17 protein-coding genes, 2 tRNA genes and 1 pseudogene are annotated in these 22,226 nt (G+C 66.3%); 10 read left to right on the top strand and 10 right to left on the bottom strand.

Features of this window, described 5'->3' with window-relative positions:
* Positions 1–142: 142 nt before the first annotated feature.
* The 6 genes from thrB to GHR20_RS11920 form a co-directional block, all read right to left on the bottom strand.
* Positions 143–1,060 (bottom strand): homoserine kinase, encoded by a 918-nt coding sequence (gene thrB / locus GHR20_RS11895; protein WP_148023571.1) that lies wholly within the window; start codon positions 1,058–1,060, stop codon positions 143–145.
* Positions 1,061–1,341: 281 nt separating this feature from the next.
* Positions 1,342–2,400: a threonine synthase gene (gene thrC / locus GHR20_RS11900; RefSeq protein ID WP_148023570.1), complete on the bottom strand. Its 1,059-nt coding sequence runs from the start codon at positions 2,398–2,400 to the stop codon at positions 1,342–1,344.
* A gap of 6 nt (positions 2,401–2,406) precedes the next feature.
* Complete coding sequence (locus GHR20_RS11905; RefSeq protein ID WP_111584852.1) at positions 2,407–3,696, bottom strand: homoserine dehydrogenase; 1,290 nt, start codon at positions 3,694–3,696, stop codon at positions 2,407–2,409.
* 161 nt (positions 3,697–3,857) lie between these two features.
* Entirely contained in the window at positions 3,858–5,249 is a 1,392-nt protein-coding gene (gene lysA / locus GHR20_RS11910; RefSeq protein WP_111584664.1) for a diaminopimelate decarboxylase, read from the bottom strand.
* A 57-nt stretch (positions 5,250–5,306) separates the two neighbouring features.
* Complete coding sequence (nrtL, locus tag GHR20_RS11915) at positions 5,307–6,545, bottom strand: ArgS-related anticodon-binding protein NrtL (protein ID WP_153813151.1); 1,239 nt, start codon at positions 6,543–6,545, stop codon at positions 5,307–5,309.
* Between the two features lie 225 nt (positions 6,546–6,770).
* The gene (locus GHR20_RS11920) at positions 6,771–7,271 is read right to left on the bottom strand and encodes a response regulator (RefSeq protein ID WP_243878006.1); all 501 of its coding nucleotides are present in this window, start codon (positions 7,269–7,271) and stop codon (positions 6,771–6,773) included.
* Positions 7,272–7,427: 156 nt separating this feature from the next.
* Here GHR20_RS11920 and GHR20_RS11925 point away from each other — a divergent pair.
* From GHR20_RS11925 to GHR20_RS11935, 3 genes are all read left to right on the top strand, one after another.
* Positions 7,428–7,499 (top strand) — tRNA-Arg (locus GHR20_RS11925).
* A 369-nt stretch (positions 7,500–7,868) separates the two neighbouring features.
* Positions 7,869–8,198 carry a hypothetical protein gene (locus tag GHR20_RS37110; protein WP_243878007.1) on the top strand — a complete coding sequence of 110 codons (330 nt, stop codon included), beginning with the start codon at positions 7,869–7,871 and terminating at the stop codon, positions 8,196–8,198.
* Positions 8,192–8,530, top strand: a complete 339-nt coding sequence (locus GHR20_RS11935; protein ID WP_153813154.1) for a type II toxin-antitoxin system PemK/MazF family toxin — start codon at positions 8,192–8,194, stop codon at positions 8,528–8,530. The genes GHR20_RS37110 and GHR20_RS11935 overlap by 7 nt, the downstream gene beginning before the upstream one ends.
* A 21-nt stretch (positions 8,531–8,551) precedes the next feature.
* On the opposite strand, the gene GHR20_RS11940 is transcribed toward GHR20_RS11935, so the two are convergent.
* Positions 8,552–9,790: an IS701 family transposase gene (locus GHR20_RS11940; protein WP_153815939.1), complete on the bottom strand. Its 1,239-nt coding sequence runs from the start codon at positions 9,788–9,790 to the stop codon at positions 8,552–8,554.
* A gap of 145 nt (positions 9,791–9,935) precedes the next feature.
* Between GHR20_RS11940 and GHR20_RS11945 the strand changes: the two genes are divergently transcribed.
* The 6 genes from GHR20_RS11945 (at position 9,936) to GHR20_RS11970 (ending at position 17,611) form a co-directional block, all read left to right on the top strand.
* Positions 9,936–10,484: a hypothetical protein gene (locus tag GHR20_RS11945; RefSeq protein ID WP_153813155.1), complete on the top strand. Its 549-nt coding sequence runs from the start codon at positions 9,936–9,938 to the stop codon at positions 10,482–10,484.
* A 181-nt stretch (positions 10,485–10,665) separates the two neighbouring features.
* Positions 10,666–12,246: a type I restriction-modification system subunit M gene (locus GHR20_RS11950; protein WP_153813156.1), complete on the top strand. Its 1,581-nt coding sequence runs from the start codon at positions 10,666–10,668 to the stop codon at positions 12,244–12,246.
* A complete protein-coding gene (locus tag GHR20_RS11955) occupies positions 12,233–13,042 on the top strand; it encodes a hypothetical protein (RefSeq protein ID WP_153813157.1) in 810 nt (269 codons plus the stop codon). The genes GHR20_RS11950 and GHR20_RS11955 overlap by 14 nt, the downstream gene beginning before the upstream one ends.
* Entirely contained in the window at positions 13,039–14,211 is a 1,173-nt protein-coding gene (locus GHR20_RS11960) for a restriction endonuclease subunit S (protein ID WP_208446846.1), read from the top strand. The genes GHR20_RS11955 and GHR20_RS11960 overlap by 4 nt, the downstream gene beginning before the upstream one ends.
* Complete coding sequence (locus GHR20_RS11965) at positions 14,208–17,324, top strand: type I restriction endonuclease subunit R (RefSeq protein ID WP_153813158.1); 3,117 nt, start codon at positions 14,208–14,210, stop codon at positions 17,322–17,324. The genes GHR20_RS11960 and GHR20_RS11965 overlap by 4 nt, the downstream gene beginning before the upstream one ends.
* Before the next feature lie 228 nt (positions 17,325–17,552).
* Positions 17,553–17,611: transfer RNA gene (locus GHR20_RS11970), tRNA-Ser, on the top strand.
* A gap of 340 nt (positions 17,612–17,951) precedes the next feature.
* Here the strand turns inward: GHR20_RS11970 and GHR20_RS37480 are convergent.
* Positions 17,952–18,080: pseudogene (locus GHR20_RS37480) on the bottom strand (TerD family protein); the annotation flags it as partial.
* Positions 18,081–18,637: 557 nt separating this feature from the next.
* On the opposite strand from GHR20_RS37480, the gene GHR20_RS11975 reads away from it, so the two are divergent.
* Positions 18,638–20,368, top strand: a complete 1,731-nt coding sequence (locus GHR20_RS11975) for an aminotransferase class I/II-fold pyridoxal phosphate-dependent enzyme (RefSeq protein ID WP_153813159.1) — start codon at positions 18,638–18,640, stop codon at positions 20,366–20,368.
* Between the two features lie 28 nt (positions 20,369–20,396).
* On the opposite strand, the gene GHR20_RS11980 is transcribed toward GHR20_RS11975, so the two are convergent.
* Both GHR20_RS11980 and GHR20_RS11985 read right to left on the bottom strand, forming a co-directional pair.
* The gene (locus tag GHR20_RS11980; protein WP_153813160.1) at positions 20,397–20,879 is read right to left on the bottom strand and encodes an SAM-dependent methyltransferase; all 483 of its coding nucleotides are present in this window, start codon (positions 20,877–20,879) and stop codon (positions 20,397–20,399) included.
* Positions 20,880–20,895: 16 nt separating this feature from the next.
* The gene (locus tag GHR20_RS11985) at positions 20,896–22,221 is read right to left on the bottom strand and encodes an ATP-grasp domain-containing protein (RefSeq protein WP_153813161.1); all 1,326 of its coding nucleotides are present in this window, start codon (positions 22,219–22,221) and stop codon (positions 20,896–20,898) included.
* Positions 22,222–22,226: the final 5 nt, after the last annotated feature.

Below are 22,226 nucleotides of genomic sequence, written 5' to 3' on the forward strand. Positions count from 1 at the left end.
GTGGCGTGGGGGGCTCCCGGAAGAATGTCTGTCCCGGACGGGGACACGTGGCACCTCGCCATGGTGGGGTCGGGTGCAGACTTGAGATTAACACTACCGGATCCAACAAACATTCCCCCTCTCCAAATCCGGCAACCGTGTGTCAGGGCGCAAGCGGAAGCACGCTCGCTCCCCGCATATCCAGGTCCAGCCGGTTGGCGGCCCAGCCCGCACCGGCGAGGTGGGAGACCTTGTCGGCGGTGCCGGCGTCGGTCAGGGCCATGACGGTGGGTCCGGCGCCGGAGATGACGGCGGGGATGCCGTCCGCCCGCAGCCGCTCCACCAGCGCGGCGCTCTCCGGCATGGCCGGGGCGCGGTACTCCTGGTGGAGGCGGTCCTCGGTGGCGGGCAGCAGCAGTTCGGGGCGCCGGGTCAGGGCCTCCACGAGCAGGCCCGCGCGGCCCGCGTTGGCGGCGGCGTCGACATGCGGCACGGTGCGCGGCAGCAGTCCGCGGGCGGTTTCCGTCAGGACCGGCTTTCCGGGCACGAAAACCACCGGAACGATGGAATCGTCGGGTTCCATTCTGATCGCGCGGGCGGCGCCGGATTCCATCCAGGAGAGCGTGAATCCGCCGAGCAGACAGGCGGCCACATTGTCGGGGTGGCCCTCGATCTCGGTGGCCAGCGCCAGCAGGGCCGCGTCGTCCAGCCGGGCCTCGCCGCCTATGGTCACGGCGCGGGCGGCCACGATGCCGGCGCAGATGGCGGCGGAGGAGGAGCCGAGGCCCCGGCCGTGCGGGATGCGGTTGGCGCAGACGATCTCCAGGCCCCGGGGCTGGCCGCCCAGCAGGTCGAAGGCGGTGCGCAGGGAGCGGACGAGGAGGTGGCGCTCGTCGCGTGGCAGGTTCTCGCTGCCCTCACCCGCGATGTCGATGTGCAGCCCGGAGTCGGCCACCCGGACGACGACGTCGTCGTAGAGCCCCAGCGCGAGGCCCAGGGCGTCGAAGCCCGGACCGAGATTGGCGCTGGTGGCAGGGGTGCGCACCCGGACGGCGGCGGCACGGAAGGCTGGACCGGCCATCGCTCGAAGACTCTCCTTGAGCTGCGTGACTGTCAAAGACATTCGATACGTACGTGGAGACCCTCGGCCGCGCAGACGGCGCGGCGTTGCCCCTATGCGCAGTGCATATGCAACGAGCGGGTTCGGTACAGCGTATCGAAGGAAGGTTCAGTAGCGACATAGGGCGCACAGGAGGCGCACGATGCGTGTCGTAGGCCCCTTGTGCACCCTGACAGGGCCCGGCCGGGCGCTCGCAAGCCCCGGTCGGGCCCCGTCGGGAGGACCCCGGTGTGCCCGGTCGCTCAGGCGAGGCCGAGGCGCTCGGCCGCGGTGGCCGCGTCGACCGGGACGGTGACCGGCTGCGGCGCGCCGGCGACGGCCCAGTCGGGGTCCTTCAGGCCGTTGCCGGTCACGGTGCAGACGATGCGCTGGCCCGGGTCGACCTTGCCCTGCTCGGCGGCCTTGAGCAGACCGGCGACCGAGGCGGCGGAGGCGGGCTCCACGAAGACGCCCTCCTGCGCGGCCAACAGCCGGTAGGCGCGCAGGATTTCACGGTCCGTCACCTCGTCGATGGCGCCGCCTGACTCGTCCCGGGCCGCGAGCGCGTACTGCCAGGAGGCCGGGTTGCCGATGCGGATGGCGGTGGCGATGGTCGACGGGTCCTTGACGACCTCGCCGCGCACGATCGGGGCGCTGCCGGCGGCCTGGAAGCCCCACATGCGGGGCGTGCGGGTGGCGATCTCGTCGGCGGCGTACTCCTGGTAGCCCTTCCAGTACGCCGTGATGTTGCCCGCGTTGCCGACCGGCAGGACGTGGATGTCGGGCGCGTCGCCGAGCATGTCCACGATCTCGAAGGCGGCCGTCTTCTGGCCCTCGATCCGCACCGGGTTGACCGAATTGACCAGCGCCACCGGGTAGTTCTCGCTCAGCGCGCGGGCGAGGGTGAGGCAGTCGTCGAAGTTGCCGTCGACCTGAAGGATCTTCGCGCCGTGCACCAGGGCCTGGCCCATCTTGCCGAGCGCGATCTTGCCCTGCGGCACGAGCACGGCCGAGACCATGCCGGCACGCACGGCGTACGCCGCGGCGGAGGCGGAGGTGTTGCCGGTGGACGCGCAGATGACGGCCTTGGCCCCCTCCTCCTTCGCCCTGGAGATGGCCATCGTCATGCCGCGGTCCTTGAAGGACCCGGTCGGGTTCGCGCCCTCCACCTTGAGGTGGACCTCGCAGCCGGTGCGCTCGGAGAGCACCTGCGCGGGCACGAGGGGCGTGCCGCCCTCTCGGAGCGTCACGACCGGCGTGGTGTCGGAAACCGGCAGCCGGTCCCGGTACTCCTCGATGATTCCGCGCCACTGGTGGGTCATTGCTCGTTACTCTCCTTCAACCCGCATGATGCTGGCGACACCCCGCACGGTGTCGAGCTTGCGCAGCGCCTCGACGGTACCGGTGAGGGCGGCGTCCAGGGCTCGGTGGGTGACGACGACGAGGGACGCCTCGCCGTCCTTGCCCGACTGCCGAACGGTGTCGATGGACACCCCGTGCTCGGCGAAGACCGTGGCGACCTGGGCGAGGACACCCGGTTTGTCGGCCACGTCCAGGCTGATGTGGTACCGCGTGACGACATCGCCCATCGGGGAGACCGGCAGCGCGGCGTACGCCGACTCGCCGGGCCCCTTGGTGCCGTTGAGCTTGTTGCGGCAGACGGCGACGAGGTCGCCGAGCACGGCGGAGGCGGTCGGGGAACCGCCGGCGCCGGGGCCGTAGAACATCAGCTGGCCGGCCGCGTCGCTCTCCACGAAGACGGCGTTGTACGCGCCGCGCACGGAGGCGAGGGGGTGGCTCAGCGGGATCATGGCGGGGTGCACGCGCGCCGTGACGGACGCGCCGTCCGCCGCCCGCTCGCAGATGGCGAGCAGCTTGATGGTGCAGCCCATCTGCCTGGCCGAGCGGAAGTCGGCGGCGGTGACCTCGGTCATCCCCTCGCGGTGGACGTCGTCCAGGCGCACCCGCGTGTGGAAGGCGATGCCGGCCAGGATGGCGGCCTTGGCGGCGGCGTCGAAGCCCTCGACGTCGGCGGTCGGATCGGCCTCGGCGTACCCGAGCGCGGTGGCCTCGTCCAGGGCCTCCTGGTAGCCGGCGCCCGTGGAGTCCATCTTGTCGAGGATGAAGTTGGTGGTGCCGTTGACGATGCCGAGCACCCGGTTGACCTTGTCGCCGGCCAGGGACTCGCGCAGCGGGCGGATCAGCGGGATGGCGCCGGCGACGGCTGCCTCGTAGTAGAGGTCCCGGCCGTGCTCCTCCGCGGCGGCGTGCAGGGCGGCCCCGTCCTGGGCCAGCAGGGCCTTGTTCGCGGAGACGACGGACGCGCCGTGCTCGAACGCGGTGGTGATGAGCGACCGGGCGGGCTCGATCCCGCCGATCACCTCGACGACGACGTCGATGTCGCCGCGTTTGACGAGCGCGGTGGCGTCCGTGGTGACCAGGGCCGGGTCGATGCCCTCGCGCACCTTGCTCGGGCGTCGTACGGCGACCCCGGCGAGCTCCACCGGGGCGCCGATCCTCTGGGCGAGGTCGTCGGCGTGCGTCGTCATGATGCGCGCCACCTCTGAGCCGACAACCCCACAGCCCAGCAGCGCCACCTTCAGCGGACGCGTACGCATCATCCGACCTCGTTTCCTCTTACCGTAGACGGTTGGACCAGTCTCACTCACCGGACGGGAGTTTCTACCCTTCGTCCGGATCCTGAGACGTTTATTTCATTTTCGCGGGGTGCGGACCGCAGATCTTCCACTCCGCGTCGTCCGCCCCGCGTTTTGCGGACTCACCCGACGTCGAGACGCAGGAGATCGTCCTCCGTCTCCCGCCGGACGATCACCCGGGCCTCGCCGTCGCGCACCGCGACGACGGGCGGCCGGAGCACATGGTTGTAGTTGCTGGCCATCGACCGGCAGTACGCCCCCGTGGCCGGTACGGCGATGAGGTCGCCCGGCGCGATATCGGCGGGCAGGAACGCGTCCTTGACCACGATGTCCCCGCTCTCGCAGTGCTTGCCGACGACCCGGACGAGCAGCGGCTCGGCATCGCTGGCCCGCGAGACGAGGGCGACGCTGTACTCGGCGTCGTACAGCGCGGTCCGGATGTTGTCGGACATGCCGCCGTCGACGGAGACGTACGTGCGCAGCCCGTCCAGCGGCTTCACGGTGCCGACCTCGTAGAGCGTGAACGCGGTCGGGCCGACGACGGCGCGTCCGGGCTCCACCGAGATCCGGGGCGTGCGCAGCCGCGCCGCCTCGCACTCGCGGCTGACGATCTCGCCGAGCGCCTTGGCGATCTCGTGGGGCTCGCGCGGGTCGTCGTCGCTGGTGTAGGCGATGCCGAGGCCGCCGCCGAGGTCGATCTCGGGCAGTTCGACGCCGTGCTCGTCGCGGATGTCCTTGAGCAGTCCGACGACGCGGTGGGCGGCGACCTCGAACCCGGACATGTCGAAGATCTGCGAGCCGATGTGCGAGTGGATGCCGGTCAGTTCGAGCCCGTCCAGGTGCAGCGCGCGCCGCACGGCCTCGGCGGCCTGGCCGCCGGCGAGCGGGATGCCGAACTTCTGGTCCTCGTGGGCGGTGGCGATGAACTCGTGGGTGTGGGCCTCGACGCCGACGGTGATCCGGATCTGGGCCTTCTGCCGCTTGCCCAGGGACTGCGCGATATGCGCGACCCGCGCGATCTCCTGGAAGGAGTCGAGCACGATCCGCCCGACGCCGGCCTCCACGGCGCGGGTGATCTCCGCGACGGACTTGTTGTTCCCGTGGAAGGCGATGCGCTCGGGGTCCATCCCGGCGGAGAGCGCCGTCGCGAGCTCGCCCCCGGAGCAGACGTCGAGATTCAGCCCTTCCTCTTCCAGCCATCGCACGACGGCACGCGAGAGGAACGCCTTCCCCGCGTAGAACACGTCGGCGTCGGACCCGAAGGCGGTGCGCCAGGCGCGTGCCCGCGCCCGGAAGTCGGCCTCGTCCATGATGTACGCGGGCGTGCCGAACTCCTCGGCGAGCCGGGTCACGGGGACCCCGCCGACGGTGACGACCCCGTCCTCGCCGCGGCCGACGGTCTGCGCCCAGACCTTGTGGTCGAGCACGTTGAGGTCGGTGGGCGGCGCGGAGTAGTGCCCCTCGGTGAGGACGTCGGCGTGACGGGGCCCGGCGGGATGGGCGGAACGGCTCATGACGGTGGCTCTCAGACTCTCTGTCTCTCTCCGGGGGACATCGGTGTCTCGGTCCCCTCAGAGATGTTCGGGTGCGTCGATGCCGAGCAGGGACAGGCCGCCGGCCAGCACCGTCCCGGCCGCTTCGGCAAGCGCGAGCCGGGCCCGGTGGGCGGCCGAGGGTTTCTCCTCGCCGATCGGAAGCACACAGGTCAGAAAGGGCAGCACGGCATCCGCGACGGTGACGAGATGCCGGGCCAGCCGGTCCGGGGCACGGTGGGTGGCGGCCGCGGTGAGGATGCGGGGGTAGTCGGCGAGGGGGGTGTGCAGGGCGGGGGTGACCGGGGTGCGGGCGTTGGCGGTGTCCGGGGCGGGGGTGACCGCGGCGCGGGCGTTGACGGTGTCCGGGGCCGGGGTGACCGCGGTGCGGGCCTTGGCGGTGTCCAGGGGGCCCGGCTCGGCGGTGAAGCCCAGGCGGGCGGCGTTACGGCTGAGGGAGCGGACGCGGGCGTGGGCGTACCGGACCCGGAACAGCGGATTGCTCTCGCGCTGGACGAGATGGTCGGCGGTGATGCGGGGGCGGTCGCGCGGGGCGGGATGGAGCAGCGCCCACCGGGCGGCGTCGGGCCCGAGCGGCGCGGGGTCCTCGGGAGCGGGAACGGGGCGCAGATCGATGGGCTCGGCGTGCGCTGCGGTGGGTCGCCGGCCGCCTTGGTGCTCGACGGTGGCCCGGCCGCCCTGGTGCTCCACGGTGGCGCGACTGCCCTGGTGCTCCACGGTGGCCTGTCCGGCTTGGTGCTCCGCGGTGGCGCGCCCGCCCTGGTGCTCGACGGTGACCCGGCCGCCTTGGTGCTCGACGGTGGCCCGGCCGCCCTGGGTGGCGACGATCCTTACGACGGCGTCGGCGACGACCTCGGCCCGCACCTCGTACGGCACCCGCAGCGCGAGCACCTGCCCGGCGAGGGCGTCCCCGTGGCCGTACCGCTGCCCCTGGGCGCGGATCTCCCGGACGAGGTCCTGGAGCGGATCGGCCCGCCGATCCAGCCGGAAGTTGAGGAATCCGGGGCCGGTGACGACGACGTCCTCGACGCCGTCGGCCGCGACGAGCCGGGGCCGCAGGATCTCGGCGACCGCGAGCGGCGGCTTGCCGGCGGCGCGGGCGAGCTGGAGCGCGACGTTGGTCGCGTACTCCCCGCATCCGCCGGCCCCCGGCTCACTCACCACGACCCGCTCGGGCACGGCGACGCTGAGCTGCCCCTCGTCAACAGCACGACGCACCGCGTGCAGCACGGTGCGGGAGAGCTCGACGGGGGTCACGGGACAAGGGTAGGGGAGGAGGGGGGTGGGAGGGCGAGCCGGTTTCCCTGGTGAGACGGGGAAGGCCGCATCCTTCGCCGCCTGCGAACCGGGAAACTCTACGAACCGGTCCCCTCGGATCCGCCGGACTGGTCAGACCCGCTGGTCCTGTGGGACCCACCGGACCGGTCGGATCAGCCGGAACCGTCGGAACCGTCGGAGCGGTCGAACGCAGAGGCGCCCGCCTCACCCGATGGAGACTCCACCGGCCACCCCGTCCGCGAGCCCGTCATCATCGTCATCACCACCGCCGTCCCCTCCGCCCCCTCCCTCTCCCCCTCCTTCTCCACCGCCCACTCCCCCACGCCCGGCGCGGCCCTGGAGCAGCTGCTTGACGAGGCGCACGAGTTCGGCGGGTTCGAAGGGCTTGGAGAGGAAGGCGTCGACACCGACATCGAGACCGGTCTCGATCTCGTACTGGGTGCAGGCGCTGATGATGGCGAGGGGCAGATGGGTCGTACGGGGGTCGGCACGGAGCCGGGCGGCGGTGCGCAGCCCGTCCAGCCGCGGCATGACGACGTCGAGCGTCACGAGATCGGGCCGCACTTGGTGCACCACGTCCAGACACTCGGCACCATCGGCCGCGGTCACGACCTCGAGCCCTTCCAGCTCGAGATTGACCCTGATCAGCTGCCGGATGACCTTGTTGTCGTCGACAACAAGCACCCGGCCCGACGCGCCCGCCACAACTCGAGAGTAGGACCGCCCGGGCCACCGCGTCCGGGTTTTCCCCACTTCCGCCCCGTACAGGGGACCCCACCCCACAAACGGGTTCCTGATCACCCCACCGGACCTGCTAGTGTTCTACCCGTCGCCGCGAGCACAACGCTCCGCAACCGACACGCCCCCGTAGCTCAGGGGATAGAGCAACGGCCTCCGGAGCCGTGTGCGCAGGTTCGAATCCTGCCGGGGGCACTCGCCACACAGCCAGCAAGAATCACGCGCTGAGCTGGGCGGATGCCGACATGAGAGAGCGGGAGTCAGTCTCACTGACTCCCGCTCTTTCTCGTTGTCTCTCACTGTTCACGCACCATCTGCGATACACGCGACACACCCCCGACACGCTTCAGGCAGGACGCCACCAGCACCGCTGACCAGTCCAACCATGTTGCCTTGACCAGCCGGGTCGCACCCCTGACACTTGGTGTATGACATCTGTACTACGCAGCTAGGGAAGGAGGAACGATGACCCCTAAAACCCGAGGTAAGAAGGTCGAGCCAGCCTCATCCCGCACGAAGCGAGGCGAGGCGAGCGTTACGCGTAGCAGGACCACAAGGACCCCTGTGATCAGCAAGACCACGAAAACAACGAAGTCTGATCAGTACCGTGGCCTGCTCCAACAAGGCAGCTATTCCCGCTCTACTGAAGTGGCTCAAGTCCGCCTCAGGCCTGATGAGATGGCAGACCTACGGCTGGTGATGCAGTCTCTCAATCTGGCGTCGGTCTCGGATGCACTTCGCGAAGGACTCCGCTTGCTCTCGCGTGAGGCAGCAGAGTTGGCAGCCTCTGAGGAGATTCGATCCTTCTACCAGGGAGCTACTGCGCCGGCTCCCGCCGGTGTGCTGCCTGCCACTGCTGAGGAGCTGGCAGCAGGGGACGAAATCGAATGGTGAACCCCGGCTCTGCATTGCGTGGCGAGGTCTGGGGATGTGTTCTACCAAACCCTATTGGCGCACATCCCGTAGTCGTTCTCACGGTCAATCGCATTGCCGAGCCCCTGTCAGCAGTGACGGTTGCCGTAGTCACGGGAACGTCTGGACCGGCCGCTACTCACGTGCCCATTGGTCCTGAATGCGGCGTCACCAAGTACGACGAGTCCTACGTCAACTGCACCGACCTGCACACAGTCGACAAGTCCAGGCTCCGGAAGCGTCTCGGACTGCTAGATCCGGCCGAGATGAAGCACCTTGAAGACCGCGTCCGCGTGATCCTAGGACTGTCCTAGTACTCCAGCTGTAGATCACGATCATGCTTGGGCCGCCGCTTGGCGTTTGTAGTGGCTGAGCTGGGAACGGGCTTGATGACGACGCCTCCAGTGGGACCAGTGAAGCCAGTGGCCGGCCTCGTGGACGGGTCCGGCGACGAGAGCTATGAAGAGTCGCTGAATTTCGTTGCACGTCAGCGGTATCAGGTCGTCAGGCCCGGGGCGGAGTCGGTGCTCGTCGGCGCGGACGACGGCCAAGAAGGCATGGGCGAGCATGGCGAGGGTGACCCAGCGGGACCAGGACGTATAGCGGCGGAGCTGGTGCTCGTCCAGGCCGGCCAGGCCCTTTCCGGACTGGAACGTCTCTTCGACCCTCCATCTGGATCCCGCGACCCGCACCAGGGCTGCCAGGGGTACCGGTTGGGGTGAGTAGCAACGGTAGTAGGCGAGTTCGCCAGTGGTGCGGTTGCGGCGGATCAGCAGGTGGCGGTGGCCGGATGCGGTGCTGGGCAAGTCGATGTGGGCCCAGTCGTAGAAGCGGTGCCCCTCGGCTCCGGCTCCGGCGGACAGCTTCTGCCAGGCGCGCTTGGGGAGCTTGTTGACCAAGGTGTCCGCGCGGAATTTCCCGGCCCCGGTGGTGACCTCGTGGGTGCGGGCCACCGCGAGGACGTATCCGGTGGCGCGCTCCTCCAGGGCGGCGCGCAGTGCGGGGTTGCCGCCGTAGACCTCGTCTCCGGCCACCCAGGGGGCGTAGTGGCCGGAGTCCAGGAAGTGGGTGATCATGCGGACGGCCAGTTCGGGCTTGGTGGCGAACGCGGTGTCCGGGTTGAGCCCGGCCGCCTGGCAGCGGTCGGGCTGGTCGGTCCACGAGCGCGGGAGGTACAGCTCGCGGTCCAGTGCGGCGTGTCCGCGCTGGCCTGCGTAGGCGAGGTAGACGGCGACCTGGGAGTTCTCGATCCGGCCCGCGGTACCGGTGTACTGGCGCTGGACGCCGACGGTGTGGCTGCCCTTTTTCACGTCGCCGGCCTCGTCGACCACGAGTACTGCCTGTTCGTCGTGCAGGTGCTCGACCACGTAGACGCGCAGGTCGTCACGCACAGCATCGGCGTCCCACTTGGCACGGCTCAGCAGGTGCTGCATGGCGTCGGGGGTCGCCTCCCCGGCCCATTCGGCGATGGTCCAGCAGTTCTTCCGCGGCAGGTCCGCGAGCACTCCCAGCACCAGGTGCCGTATTCGGCGACGGGGTTCGACCCGGGCGAACCTGCCTGCGATGCGGTCCATCAGACCCTCGAACGCTTCCTGCCAGTGGGTAGCGTCTACGCTGTGCCCGGCGGCCACCGCGTGATCGTTTGTCTTCACACACCGATGATCAACGGTGGCCGCGTCTACGAGTGCCAGTGTGGAAAGGCTCGTTGAAGGAGACGCCGTGCTGGGACTGCTGGGCTTCTACGACGAACTGGACAACTGCTCCGGCCAGCCGAGCGGATCAATACACGATGCCGTCCAGCCTGCTGGCGAGCCGGATGAGATGGACCTGGTGGCGTACCTGGACGCCGGCCACGTCCTCATTGACGTCATGGAAGGCGGACATGATGTCATCACCGGGAGCGCCCACCGGCACTCTCCGGGATGCTCTTCCCTGATGACCGACGGTTCCTGGCTGTGGCGCCAGGACTTCCCGCACTACGTGGAAACGCACCATGTTTCGCTGCCCGACGCGTTCATCGAACACGTCCGCAGCCTGAACTACCGGATGCCCACCATCACCGTCGCGCAGTTCGCTCCGCACTACGAGGAGACCATGCCCCTGGTCGGGTGGGCCTCGGCCATCCCGTGGCGATCGACTGCGACCACGCTCGTGCCTCAACCACGAGAAGTGACCAGCAAGGCCCAGTTCGACGCCGCGACGCTGGCCCAGGAACGAAACCGGCCGCACGGCAGCTGGAGCAGGCCACGCAAACCGCGCAGAACATAGGCGCCATCAGCCAAGAGTGATCTACAGCTGGAGTACTAGGCCCCCGAACCTGTCACCCGTAACTGCAGGGCACCCCCATCATGATCGGAACCACAGCTGCCGTGACTGTGTCGCCGGTATCCTAGGTGCGCACTTCGAGGCAACGTGATCGCGCCGTGGCGCGGAGGAGAATAACTGCAACATGGCACCGACCACCAAAGAAGGCCAGCGGGCAGAGCTGCACAAGACGATCTGGCGTATCGCGAACGACCTGCGCGGCAGTGTCGACGGCTGGGACTTCAAGAGCTACGTGCTTGGCATGCTCTTCTACCGCTTCATCTCCGAGAATCTGACGGCATACATCAACCGCGGCGAACATGAAGCTGGAGATGAGTCGTTCGACTACAAGGTGCTTCCCGACGCGCAGGCCGAGTTCGCTCGTGAGGAGGTCGTGGCAGAGAAGGGCTTCTACATTCTTCCGTCGGAACTGTTCGCCAACGTCCGCGAGCGTGCCGCGCGGGACGAGAACCTCAACGAAACGCTCGCTCGGGTCTTCAAGAACATCGAGGGCTCGGCGCTGGGAACCGACAGCGAGGACGCTCTAAAGGGACTGTTTGACGATCTTGACGTCAACAGCAACAAGCTCGGAGGAACGGTCGCCAAGCGCAACCAGAAACTCGTGAAGCTGCTTGACGCCATCGGCGATCTGCCGCTGGGGCGGTTTGAGAACAACTCGATCGACCTGTTCGGCGATGCCTACGAATACCTGATGCAGATGTACGCGGCCAACGCGGGCAAGTCCGGTGGCGAGTACTACACGCCGCAGGAGGTCTCTGAACTGCTGGCGCGCATCACAGTCGTCGGCAAGAAGCAGGTTAACAAGGTCTACGACCCGGCGGTCGGGTCGGGCTCGCTGCTGCTGAAATTCGACAAGGTACTCGGCAAGAACAATGTTCGCCGGGGTTTCTACGGTCAGGAGATCAATCTGACCACGTACAACCTTGCCCGGATCAATATGTTCCTACACGACGTGAACTACTCCGACTTCAACCTCGCGCACGGCGACACTCTCATCGACCCGGCGCACTGGGACGATGAACCGTTCGAGGCGATCGTCTCCAACCCGCCCTACTCGATCAAGTGGGAAGGTGACGCGAACCCGCTACTGATCAACGATGAACGGTTTGCGCCGGCGGGCGTGCTGGCGCCGAAGTCGAAGGCCGACCTGGCCTTCACGATGCACATGCTCAGCTGGCTCGCCGTCAACGGCACGGCCGCAATCGTAGAGTTCCCTGGGGTGCTATACCGCGGGGGTGCGGAAAAAAAGATCCGGAAGTACCTGATCGACAACAACTACGTCGACGCGGTCATCCAGTTGCCTGCCGACCTGTTCTTCGGAACCACGATCGCCACGTGCATCCTCGTGCTGAAGAGGTCAAAAAAAACCAGCGATGTACTCTTTATCGACGCTTCAGCCGAGTACAAGCGTGTCGGAACCAAGAACATGCTGCTCAAGGAGCACCAGGCGAGGATCCTTAATGCATTCACCACGCGTGAGCCGGAAGATCACTTCGCTACGCTTGTCGGAATCGAGGACATCGCGACGAACGACTACAACATCGCTGTGTCCTCTTATGTAGAGTCAGAGGACATTCGCACGGAGGTCGACATCGTCAAGTTGAACGTCGAGATCGCCCGCATCGTGGCGCGGCAGGCGGAGCTGCGCACGTCGATCAACGCGATCGTTTCCGATCTGGAAGCGGGGGGAAATGCGCCTGTCTAAACTCCTCTCCGATGCTCCAGCAGCGGCAACCATGCAAGTGGATGGTTTTCTCGATGGGCGCGCATTAAAGTGGGGCAAGCACAAGAGGATCAAAGTAGGGAAGGTCCTCCGCAATTTTCAGTGCCGCACCTGTGACACTCAGCGAACCTTCGTGTCTGGAGATGAGCTGTCATGTTTGGGCCTCGGCGACAATCAAATCAGTATCGATGCCACGCTGCAATGTATCGAATGCCAGTCATCCGTGGAGATATGGTTCCTCATCGGCAGCAATGGTGATATTTCTGGTGTCGCACCAGAAGTGCGTATCGAGCGCTACACAGAGAACCTTCGCGACCGCGCTGACCGGATTGACAGTCATCGTGGGCCGTTCTCGGATCTGGTCAAGCGAGCGCAGCTCGCATATGAGAACCAACTTGGTGCCGGATCGATCGTCTACCTTCGCAAAATCTTCGAGCTCGTCACGTTCGGAGTGGCCGAGATTGCCGAGATCGAGACAAAGAAGAATAACGGGAATAATCAGCCCTTTGCTCTGGTGCTCCAGCAAGTGAATGAAGTTCGCAATATTATCCCGCGACGCTTCTCAAGTGATGGATATCAACTATTTCGTGAGCTCAGCAATATTATCCATGGCGAGTCAAGCGAAGAAGAGGCGCTCCAGAAATACAAGCCCTGCCTCCAGTTGGTCCTAGGTGTCGTTGACGAAGTAAGTCGCGACAACGAATACGCGCGAGCGATCGAAGAGTTGGGCTGGAACGTCGAGAATATTAGTGAGATCACAGGAGGGGGCGTCGCGTGAGTCGTATCGATGAAATGCTTCAGGAGCTGTGCCCGGACGGGGTCGCCACGATGGCTCTTGGGGGGCTGCTCGACTACGAGCAGCCAGGAAAGTACCTGGTCTCCTCGACTGACTATCAAAATGACCACGAGACGCCGGTACTGACGGCAGGTCAGACGTTCATTCTTGGATACACAAACGAAGTGGACGGCATCTATCCAGCTTCCACTGAGCATCCGGTCCTGATCTTTGACGACTTCACGACAGCGTTCCGGTGGGTTGACTTCCCATTTAAAGCGAAGTCGTCGGCGATGAAGATGCTGACCACTAGATCCAATGCTCCCGCACTCCTTCGCTATGTCTACTTTGCGATGCAGTGCATTAGATACGAGCCTCAAGACCACGCCCGGCACTGGATTGGAAAGTACTCCCATTTCCATATCCCCGTGCCGCCTCTCGAGGTTCAGCGGGAGATCGTGAGAGTGCTGGATCATTTCAGTCAGCTGGAGGTTGAACTGGAGGCGGAGCTGGAGGCGCGCCACCACCAGTATCAGTACTACCGAGACAAGCTGGTGAGCGAGGCTATCGGGGCGGAGTATCTTCGCCTCGGTGACGTTGGTTCCTTTGTACGTGGACGTCGTTTCACCAAGGACGATGTGGTCGATTCTGGAATTCCAAGTATTCACTACGGTGAGATTTATACCGAATACGGAACCTTCACTAACGAGGCCGTTAGGCAGGTCCGTGCAGAGCTTCGCGATCAACTCCGATATGCGCAGCCTGGAAGCGTAGTATTCGCCGGTGTTGGCGAGACGGTTGCAGACGTGGGTAAAGCTGTTGCATGGCTAGGAAACGAGCCAGTGGCGACGCACGACGATACATTTGTTTTCACCTCCCCACTGAACCCTAAGTATGTTGCTTATGCGGTGCAGACAAAGGAGTTTCATCGCCAAAAGGAACGCCATGTGTCGCGGGCCAAGGTGAAGAGGCTCTCAGCGGCTGGGCTCGCCGATATCAAGATCCCAGTCCCGAATCTGACTGTTCAGGAGAGGATCGTCGAGACGCTCGGAAATTTTGATGCTCTCGTCAATGACAGCAATTTCGGGCTACCCGCTGAGATCTCATTGCGCCGCAAGCAGTATGAGCACTACCGCGATCGGCTGTTGACGTTCAAGGAGGCCGCGGCATGAGGGAAGCGCAGGCACGTAGGTACGATCCGGTCGCCGTCTCGGCTGAAAGTACCGTCGTTGCTGAGTACGTCCCCGATGCCTCTGGAGCCGCGGCATACCAATCGGAGGCGGCACTTGAACGGGAGATGATCCGCCTGCTGGAATCGCAGGCATATGAGTACCTTCCAATCACATCGGAGGTGCAGCTTGTCGCTAACCTGCGGGTCCAGCTTGAGGCGCTGAACCACGTGTCGTTCTCGGATTCCGAGTGGGAGTCGTTCTTCTCTACTAGGATTGCCGGACAGAACGAGGGCATAGTCGAGAAAACGGTGCGGGTCCAGGAAGACCACGTTCAGATTCTCAAGCGTGACGATGGTTCGACGAAAAACATCAATCTCATCGACAAGAAGAACGTCCACAACAATCGTCTGCAGGTCATCAACCAATACGAGGTTGACCGAGGCGAGGGCGGTACGAGCTTCGCGAACCGGTACGACGTGACGGTGCTAGTCAACGGTCTACCGATGGTGCATATCGAGCTCAAGCGCCGTGGGGTGGACATCCGTGAGGCGTTCAACCAGATCAACCGGTACCAGCGCGATAGCTTCTGGGCAGGCTCTGGGTTGTTCGAGTATGTGCAGTTGTTCGTGATCAGCAACGGCACGCTGACGAAGTACTATTCCAACAGCACCCGCTCGAAGCACCTCAAGGACAACCAGAAGGCTGCCGGCGCGGGTAAGGGCAAGAAGTCAAGCAACTCGTTCGAGTTCACGTCGTGGTGGGCGGACGCGCAGAACAAGCCGATCGCGGAGCTGACCGCGTTCGTCAAGACGTTTTTCGCCAAGCACTCACTGTTGAACGTGCTGACGAAATACTGCGTGCTGACAGCCGACCGTGACCTGCTGGTGATGCGGCCGTACCAGATCGTGGCGACGGAGCGGATCTTGCGGAAGATCGAGTGCTCGACGAACCGCAGGACGCTCGGCACCGTCGAGGCGGGCGGGTACGTCTGGCATACGACCGGGTCGGGCAAGACGCTGACGTCGTTCAAGGCTGCGCAGCTGGCATCGAAGCTACCCGATGTCGCGAAGGTGTTGTTCGTCGTCGACCGCAAGGACCTCGACTACCAGACGATGCGCGAGTACGACCGCTTCGAGAAAGGCGCCGCCAACTCGAACGCGTCCACGGCGATCTTGAAGAAGCAGCTGGAGGATCCGAACGCAAGCATCATCATCACGACGATCCAGAAGCTGTCGACGTTCATCAAGGCGAACCGAGGACACGAGGTGTTCTCGGGTCACTCTGTGATCATCTTCGACGAGTGTCACCGGTCGCAGTTCGGCGACATGCACACCGACATCACGCGAGCCTTCAAGCGGTACAACCTGTTCGGATTCACCGGTACCCCGATCTTCCCGGTCAACTCCTCGAGCGGCGGTAACCCGCTGCTGAAGACCACTGAGCAGGCTTTCGGCGACAAGCTGCACACGTACACGATCATAGACGCGATCACGGACAGGAATGTCCTGCCGTTCCGAATCGACTACATCAACACGGTCAAGGTCGGCAACCCAGACGATAAGCAGGTCTCGGCGATCGATCGGGAGCGCGCCCTGTTGGATGTGCGCCGACTCCGCGAGATCACGACGTACATCCTGGCCCAATTCGATCAAAAGACGAAGCGGCAGACGAGCTATGAGCACGCGGTTGTCGCAAATGTTGTGGAATCGACCCGGACGAGGCGTCAGGTAGAGGCGCTTTGTGAGAAGAAGCGAGTCCGCGGCTTCAACGCCCTGCTCGCCACCGCCTCAATCGAGGCAGCGCAGCGCTATTACTTGCAGTTCAAGCATCAGCAGGAGGCGCTCACCTCGGATCAGCGGCTGAAGGTGGGCATCATCTTCTCCTACGGCGCGAACGAGGCCACCGATGACGGGATTCTTGACGACGAGGCGTTCGACACCGACGCCCTGAGCGGAGACGCGCGCACGTTCCTGGAAGATGCGATCCGGGACTACAACGCGATGTTCGGCACCAGCTACGACACCAGCGCCGACAAGTTCCAGAACTATTACAGGGACCTGTCGCAGCGAATGAAGAACCGCGAGATCGACTTGGTCATCGTGGTGAATATGTTCCTCACCGGCTTCGACGCGACCACGCTGAACACACTGTTCGTCGACAAGAACCTAAAGATGCATGGTTTGATCCAGGCATACTCGCGCACCAATCGGATCCTCAATTCAGTCAAACGCCACGGGAATATCGTCGTCTTCCGTGACCTTGAACAGGAGACGAACGCGGCGCTCGAGCTGTTCGGGAACAAGGACGCCAAGGGCATCGTCATCGTGCCGTCCTACAGCGAGTACTACAGCGAGTACGTAGAGAAGGTCACCGAGCTGCTACAGACCTTCCCGCTTGGCGCCCCTATCATCGGGGAGCAGGCCCAGAAGGCGTTCATCAACCTTTTCGGTGCCGTACTGCGGCTGCACAACATTCTGACCGAGTTTGACGACTTCGCCGGCCAGGACCTGTTGACAGAACGCCAGCACCAGGACTACCGCAGTGTCTACCTCAACTTGTACGCCGAGTTCCGTGCAGAGACCGCCACGGAGAAGGAGCGCATAAACGAGGATGTCGTCTTCGAGATCGAACTGGTCAAGCAGGTCGAGATCAACGTCGACTACATTTTGATGCTCGTTGAGAAGATGCGGGCCGAGCGCGGGGACGGTGAGGACAAGGAGATTCGCGCCCAGATCTCGCGTGCGGTCGACGCTAGCCCGAGCCTGCGGAGCAAGCGCGACCTAGTTGAAGAGTTCGTGAACTCGCTGTCTGTACACGGCCCTGTCGATGAACAGTGGCAGGCGTACGTGGAGGCGAAGCGAGATGCTGAACTCTCGGCGATCATCGAAGAGCAAAAACTCAAGCCCGAGCAGACCCGGGCGTTCATCACGACCGCGTTCCAGGACGGGCAGATCCGTACGACTGGTACGGAGATTACGAAGATCCTTCGCCCCGTCTCTCGTTTCAGTCGCGATGGCGGCCACAGCGACAAGAAGAAGCGCGTGATCGAAACATTGACACGGTTCTTCGAGCGGTTCTTTGGGCTGGGTGCTGGAGGAAACGACTACCAGTAACGGTTCTTTCCTCTTCGTCGAGCAGGGGCAGAAGAGCCGCGACAAGTTCATGTCCTCTGGCCAGACCGTCGCGATCAAGGGGCAAACCGTTGGCTTTTACCTCTTCAGGCGCACCCAACACATGACAGCTGCACTTGTCGTCAAACTCGTCCGCATCCAGAGATCGTGGACTATCTGTGGACGAGTTCCGACCCACCGCGCTGCGTGGTAGCGCTGACCTGTGCATACGCCAGGGACCGGAGCGGCCTCCGGAGCCGTGTGCGCAGGTTCGAATCCTGCCGGGGGCACCTTGTATTTGGTGCCCGAAGGCCCCGCCATTAGTGGAGACGCTGATGACGGGGTCTTCGCGCTCATGGGCGTGTCGCGCAGGACTCACTGGCCGCCGGCGCTGGAGTTTTCGCCTAGGCCCTCGCCCGCAGCATGAGAACCTTCGGCGAGTCACTGTAGAACCACCGCGTGTACCAGGTGACCGCAGCGAAGATGACGGCCCAGCTGGCTGCCCACGGGAGCAACCCAGTCAGTGAAGCGCCCGGCCCAGATGCAACGCGGCGAGGGCAAAGACCATCACGGACCCTCGCGTGGCGGCCATCGGGGGTGCGCTTCGAATGGTTCGGCATGCGGCGCCGACAGCAGTACGGACACATCGGCGTCCCCTTCGCCGGCCGGGCTTTCCCAGCCCAGACGGACGATCACCGAATCGGCGTTCTCGCTCAGAGCCGCAAGAGACACATTCGAGCCCATGTCTATTTCGCACATAAAGGAGTCGGTGCGGAATTTATGTGCCATCCATGGCGATGACCTCGGGGTGTTGTCCCGGCCGCACACCGGCAGGCACTCCTTCTCGTTTTCTTCTGATCTGCTTTCGATGCTGCCGGCAGGCAGGTTGGGGGATGGAAGGGCGTTCGAAAGGGGGTCGGGGTGGGATGGGGGTTGTTCGGGGGGTGGCCCCGGCGGAGGGGTGTTCTGGGGACGGGGGAGACAGTGATGGTCAAGGCTAAGGGTGTGGGACGGTCCGTGGTGGGGCTGGTGGCCGTGTTGGTGGTCGGGGGGTCGGCGCGGGCCGTCGCGGCCGAGCCCGGGGATACGCACTGGGGTGGGACCCCGGTCGTCGTCGCCGCGGCTGCGCCCGGGGACACGCACTGGGGCATCGCTCCGGCCGCCGTCGTCGGCGCGGAGCCCGGGGACACCCACTGGGGTGCCGTTCACGACAGTGTTCCGGTTTCCCTCGGCGACAGCAGTAGCAGTAGCAGTAGCAGTAGCTGACTCATCGCCCCCCGCACCCTTTCGACGCCACCGTCAGGAGCCCCTCTCCCATGCCCTCCCTCCCCCGCGCTCTCGGTGAACTCGGCGGTTCCCGCGGCGAGTACGGCGATCGGGTCGACGCGTTGCTGCGTGGTTCCGGGGACGGGGAGAGCGTTCCGTTGCATCGGGGCAGGACCGTGTTCGGTGCCTGTGCGCGGCCTCGGGAGTGGGGCGAGGGGGAGTTCGGGGCCGGGCCGGACGAGGAGGCGCCGGTCGGTGGGGTGGCCGAGCTGCGGGCGGCGTTCGCCAAGGAGGCGAGTGGCCGGCGGGGTGGGCACGTGCCGGCCGAGCGGGTGCTGGTCACCGGTGGGGCCACGCACGCCCTCTCCCTCGCGTTACGTGCCGTACTCCGCGCGGGCGACGAGGTGCTGGTGCTCTCGCCGCACTGGCCGGAGGTCACCGGGGTGGTCCGGGCCGTGGGCGGGGTGGTGCGGGAGGTGCCGGTCTTCCTGGGGCTCGGGGCCGGCGGTTTTGGATTCGACCTGGTGGGGGCCTTGGAAGGGGCGGTGACCCGCAGGACGCGGGCCGTCTACTTCAACAGTCCCAACAATCCGACCGGGTACCGGCTCGATCGGCGGCGGCTCGCACTGCTCGTGGAGCTGGCCGAGCGGCACGATCTGTGGCTCATCGCCGACAACACCTACGACGGGTACGACTTCACCCGGGAGGGGTTTTCGGACATCGCGGGGATCGGCGCGGCGGCGGAGCGGACGTTCTCGGTGCACGGCTGTGGGACGACGTACGCGATGCCCGGGAACCGGGTGGGGTATCTGGTCTGCCCGCCCGGGGCGGCGGCGACGGCGGTCTCCTGGGCGCGGTACACGGGTGGGGCCGTGCCCACCGCGGCGCAGTTCGCCGCGTACGAGGCGCTGCGCACCCCGCGTGCGGAGCTGGACCGGCGCCGGGACCGTGCCGCGGCGGCCTGGTGGCTCGCGGACTCGACGCTGGAGGTGCCGCACACGGAGGTGTCCGGCGGCCTGTACACGTTTCTCGATCTGCGGGCCTGGGGGACGGCGAGCGGTTCGTGCGGCGGTGCGCCGAGCACGGTGTCGGTCTGGCGCCGGGGCGGGACTTCGGCGCGCACTGCGGCGGTTGGGCCCGCCTCTGCTTCACCGCCGCGCCACCGCAGCGGGTGGCCGAGGCGATTCAACGCATCAACAAGGTCTACGGGGAAGGCGCCGATGAGCACTGAGACGGTCACGCTCGAACGCCCGCAAGCGACGGTGACGGGCGACGGTCAGGGGACGAGAACGGCGATCTGCGGGGTGCGGCCGCTCGTGCTCGTGGGACTCACGCATCTGCTGACCACGCAGTCGCCCTGCGAGGTCGTCTTCGCCTCGGCCGACGGCTTCCCGGAGCCCGGGCCCGGGATCGATGTGCTGCTGGTCGAGGACACCCTCGCGCAGGACGTGCCGGAGCGGGCGCTGTGGTGCGGGAGCGCGCCGGACGTCGTCGTGGTGCGGGCCGACGCGACCCCGGACCAGGTGCTGCGGCAGGTGCGTGAGGCCGTGGAGCGGCGGGCGCCCGCCGCCGCGGGCGACCGGGCGCCGGCCGGGCTGTCGCCGCGCGAGGAGCAGGTGCTCCGGTTCATCGCGTCGGGGATGACCCATGGCCAGGTGGCCCGGCGCATCGGCATCAGCCAGCACACCGTGGACACGTACGTGAAGCGGGTGCGATCCAAGTTCGGTATCGGCAACAAGGCGGAACTCACCCGCGTCGCGCTCGGCCTCCAGCCCTTGTAGGAGGCCGCCGTACGGTCGGTGGTACCGGTCAGTAGTAGTCGCGCATGATGGTGGTGGCCCACTCGGGCTGAGTGGTGTCGCCCTGGGGGCCGAACTCGCTCATGTAGGGCTTGATGTCGAGGACCGGGGTGCCGTCGACGGCGTCCAGGCCCTCGACGTGGAGGTCGAGGCCGTCGGTCTTGAGCAGGCGGCAGCGGGAGACGCCGATCCGGTTCGGGCGGTTCTTGCCGCGCTGGGCGAAGATGCCGACGCGCGGCCAGCCGGTGTTGCCGCGCGGGTGCCGGGCCCCGGTCTCGATCTTCGCCACGGGCACGCGGTCGAAGTGGAAGACGATCTCCAGGTGGGAGAAGGAGTCCAGGCCGGCCACCGCGTCGGCGCCGTACTGGCCGGCGTCCAGGCGGATGACCGCCGTCTCGCTGCCCCAGTCGTCGTCGCGGACCTCCGCGCGCCCGCCTACCACCCGGCCCACCGGGACCAAGACCACCTCGGCGGGAGTGCTGTTCTCGGGCATGAGTAGCGCCTTTCGTTCAAAGAGTCGATACGTCGATCGAGTGGTCCACCGTATCGATCAGCTGCGGCGCGCCGGTACGCGGGAGGTCCGGATCGCTCCAGAACTGGTCCACGCGGTCGGTGAGTTGGCTGATCAGCGCCCTCAGCTCGGTGTGGTCGGCGGCCGATCCGTAGACCGTGCCGATCGCGCCGATGGTGCCCCGGCGCCAGTCGGTGTGCCAGTCGGCGGGCGGGGAGACGTCGACCAGGTCGACGCCGGGCAGGTCCCCGAGGTCGTCGAGGAGCGAGCGCGGGCCGGGCCGCAGCGGACCGGTGGGCGGCAGCAGCAGGTACTGGAAGGTCACCCGGTCGCCGTGCAGCCGGGCGGGGTCCGGTGCGGTGACGGGCAGGCCCAGGGCGAGGCGCAGGGCGGCGGCCACCATGTCGTAACCGGTGCGGCGCTGCACGATCTCCGCGATGAACCCGCCGAGCCGCCCGTTGACCTCGATGACCCTCGGGCCCCGCGGAGTGAACTTGACCTCGGTGTGGGTGATGCCGTGCCGGATGCCGAGGGCCCGCACCGCCGCCTCGGCCAGCCGTTCGACCTCGGCGGCGACGTCGGCCGTCACCGGGGCCGGCAGCACATGGCCGGTCTCGCGGAACGGCGGGACCAGCGGCGGTTTTCCGTTGATCGCGGCGGTGCGCGGTTCGCCGTCGACGACCAGGGACTCCACGGAGACGAAGTCGGCCCAGCCGGGGCCGGTCCGGGTGGGGTCCGCGGGCAGGAACTCCTCCAGGACGAAATCGCGGTCGGCTCCGGCGGCGAACTCCGCCAGGCGGGCGCGGAGTTCGGCCGCGGAGGTGATCAGGCAGGTGTCCACGCTGCCGGCGCCGTGCCGCGGTTTGAGGACCGCGGGGGTGCCCACCCGGGCGAGCGCGGCGGCCGCCTGGTCCGGGTCGCGGACCAGGACGCATCCGGTGTGCTGGACGCCCGCCTGCGAAAGGGCCCGCCGTTGCCGGTACTTGTCGGTGAGGGCCGCCGCGGTGGCGCGGGAGTGGAAGCGCAGTCCGCAGTGCTCGGCGATCGCCGCCGTCAGGCGCAGCCGGTGCTCGCTGAAGGTGAGGACGCCCGCGGGATCGAGGCTCTCGGCGAGCCGGCACACCTCCGCCTCCCCGAGCCCGGTGAGGTCGGCGATCTCGGCGTGCTTCCCGATCTGCGCCAACTCGGCCTGGTACGCCGGGTTCTCCGGCTCGCACAGGAAGATCACCCGGCACAGTCCGCGGGCCGCCGAGACGATGCGCCAGGCGGTGGCGGAGCCCCGGTCGTGGACGACCAGGAGGGCGGGGAGCGCGGAGTGTGCCATGGGTT

The sequence above is a fragment of the Streptomyces sp. SUK 48 genome (assembly GCF_009650765.1).
Lineage (GTDB): Bacteria > Actinomycetota > Actinomycetes > Streptomycetales > Streptomycetaceae > Streptomyces.

Excerpts from the sequence above, each read along its gene's own strand:
- thrB (WP_148023571.1), bottom strand. The coding sequence starts at position 1,060 with ATGGCCGGTCCAGCCTTCCGTGCCGCCGCCGTCCGGGTGCGCACCCCT.
- GHR20_RS11905 (WP_111584852.1), bottom strand. The coding sequence starts at position 3,696 with ATGCGTACGCGTCCGCTGAAGGTGGCGCTGCTGGGCTGTGGGGTTGTC.
- thrC (WP_148023570.1), bottom strand. The coding sequence starts at position 2,400 with ATGACCCACCAGTGGCGCGGAATCATCGAGGAGTACCGGGACCGGCTG.
- GHR20_RS11950 (WP_153813156.1), top strand. The coding sequence starts at position 10,666 with ATGGCACCGACCACCAAAGAAGGCCAGCGGGCAGAGCTGCACAAGACG.
- GHR20_RS11985 (WP_153813161.1), bottom strand. The coding sequence starts at position 22,221 with ATGGCACACTCCGCGCTCCCCGCCCTCCTGGTCGTCCACGACCGGGGC.
- GHR20_RS11955 (WP_153813157.1), top strand. The coding sequence starts at position 12,233 with ATGCGCCTGTCTAAACTCCTCTCCGATGCTCCAGCAGCGGCAACCATG.
- GHR20_RS11975 (WP_153813159.1), top strand. The coding sequence starts at position 18,638 with ATGCCCTCCCTCCCCCGCGCTCTCGGTGAACTCGGCGGTTCCCGCGGC.
- lysA (WP_111584664.1), bottom strand. The coding sequence starts at position 5,249 with ATGAGCCGTTCCGCCCATCCCGCCGGGCCCCGTCACGCCGACGTCCTC.
- GHR20_RS11965 (WP_153813158.1), top strand. The coding sequence starts at position 14,208 with ATGAGGGAAGCGCAGGCACGTAGGTACGATCCGGTCGCCGTCTCGGCT.
- GHR20_RS11940 (WP_153815939.1), bottom strand. The coding sequence starts at position 9,790 with ATGGACCGCATCGCAGGCAGGTTCGCCCGGGTCGAACCCCGTCGCCGA.
- GHR20_RS11980 (WP_153813160.1), bottom strand. The coding sequence starts at position 20,879 with ATGCCCGAGAACAGCACTCCCGCCGAGGTGGTCTTGGTCCCGGTGGGC.
- GHR20_RS11935 (WP_153813154.1), top strand. The coding sequence starts at position 8,192 with ATGGTGAACCCCGGCTCTGCATTGCGTGGCGAGGTCTGGGGATGTGTT.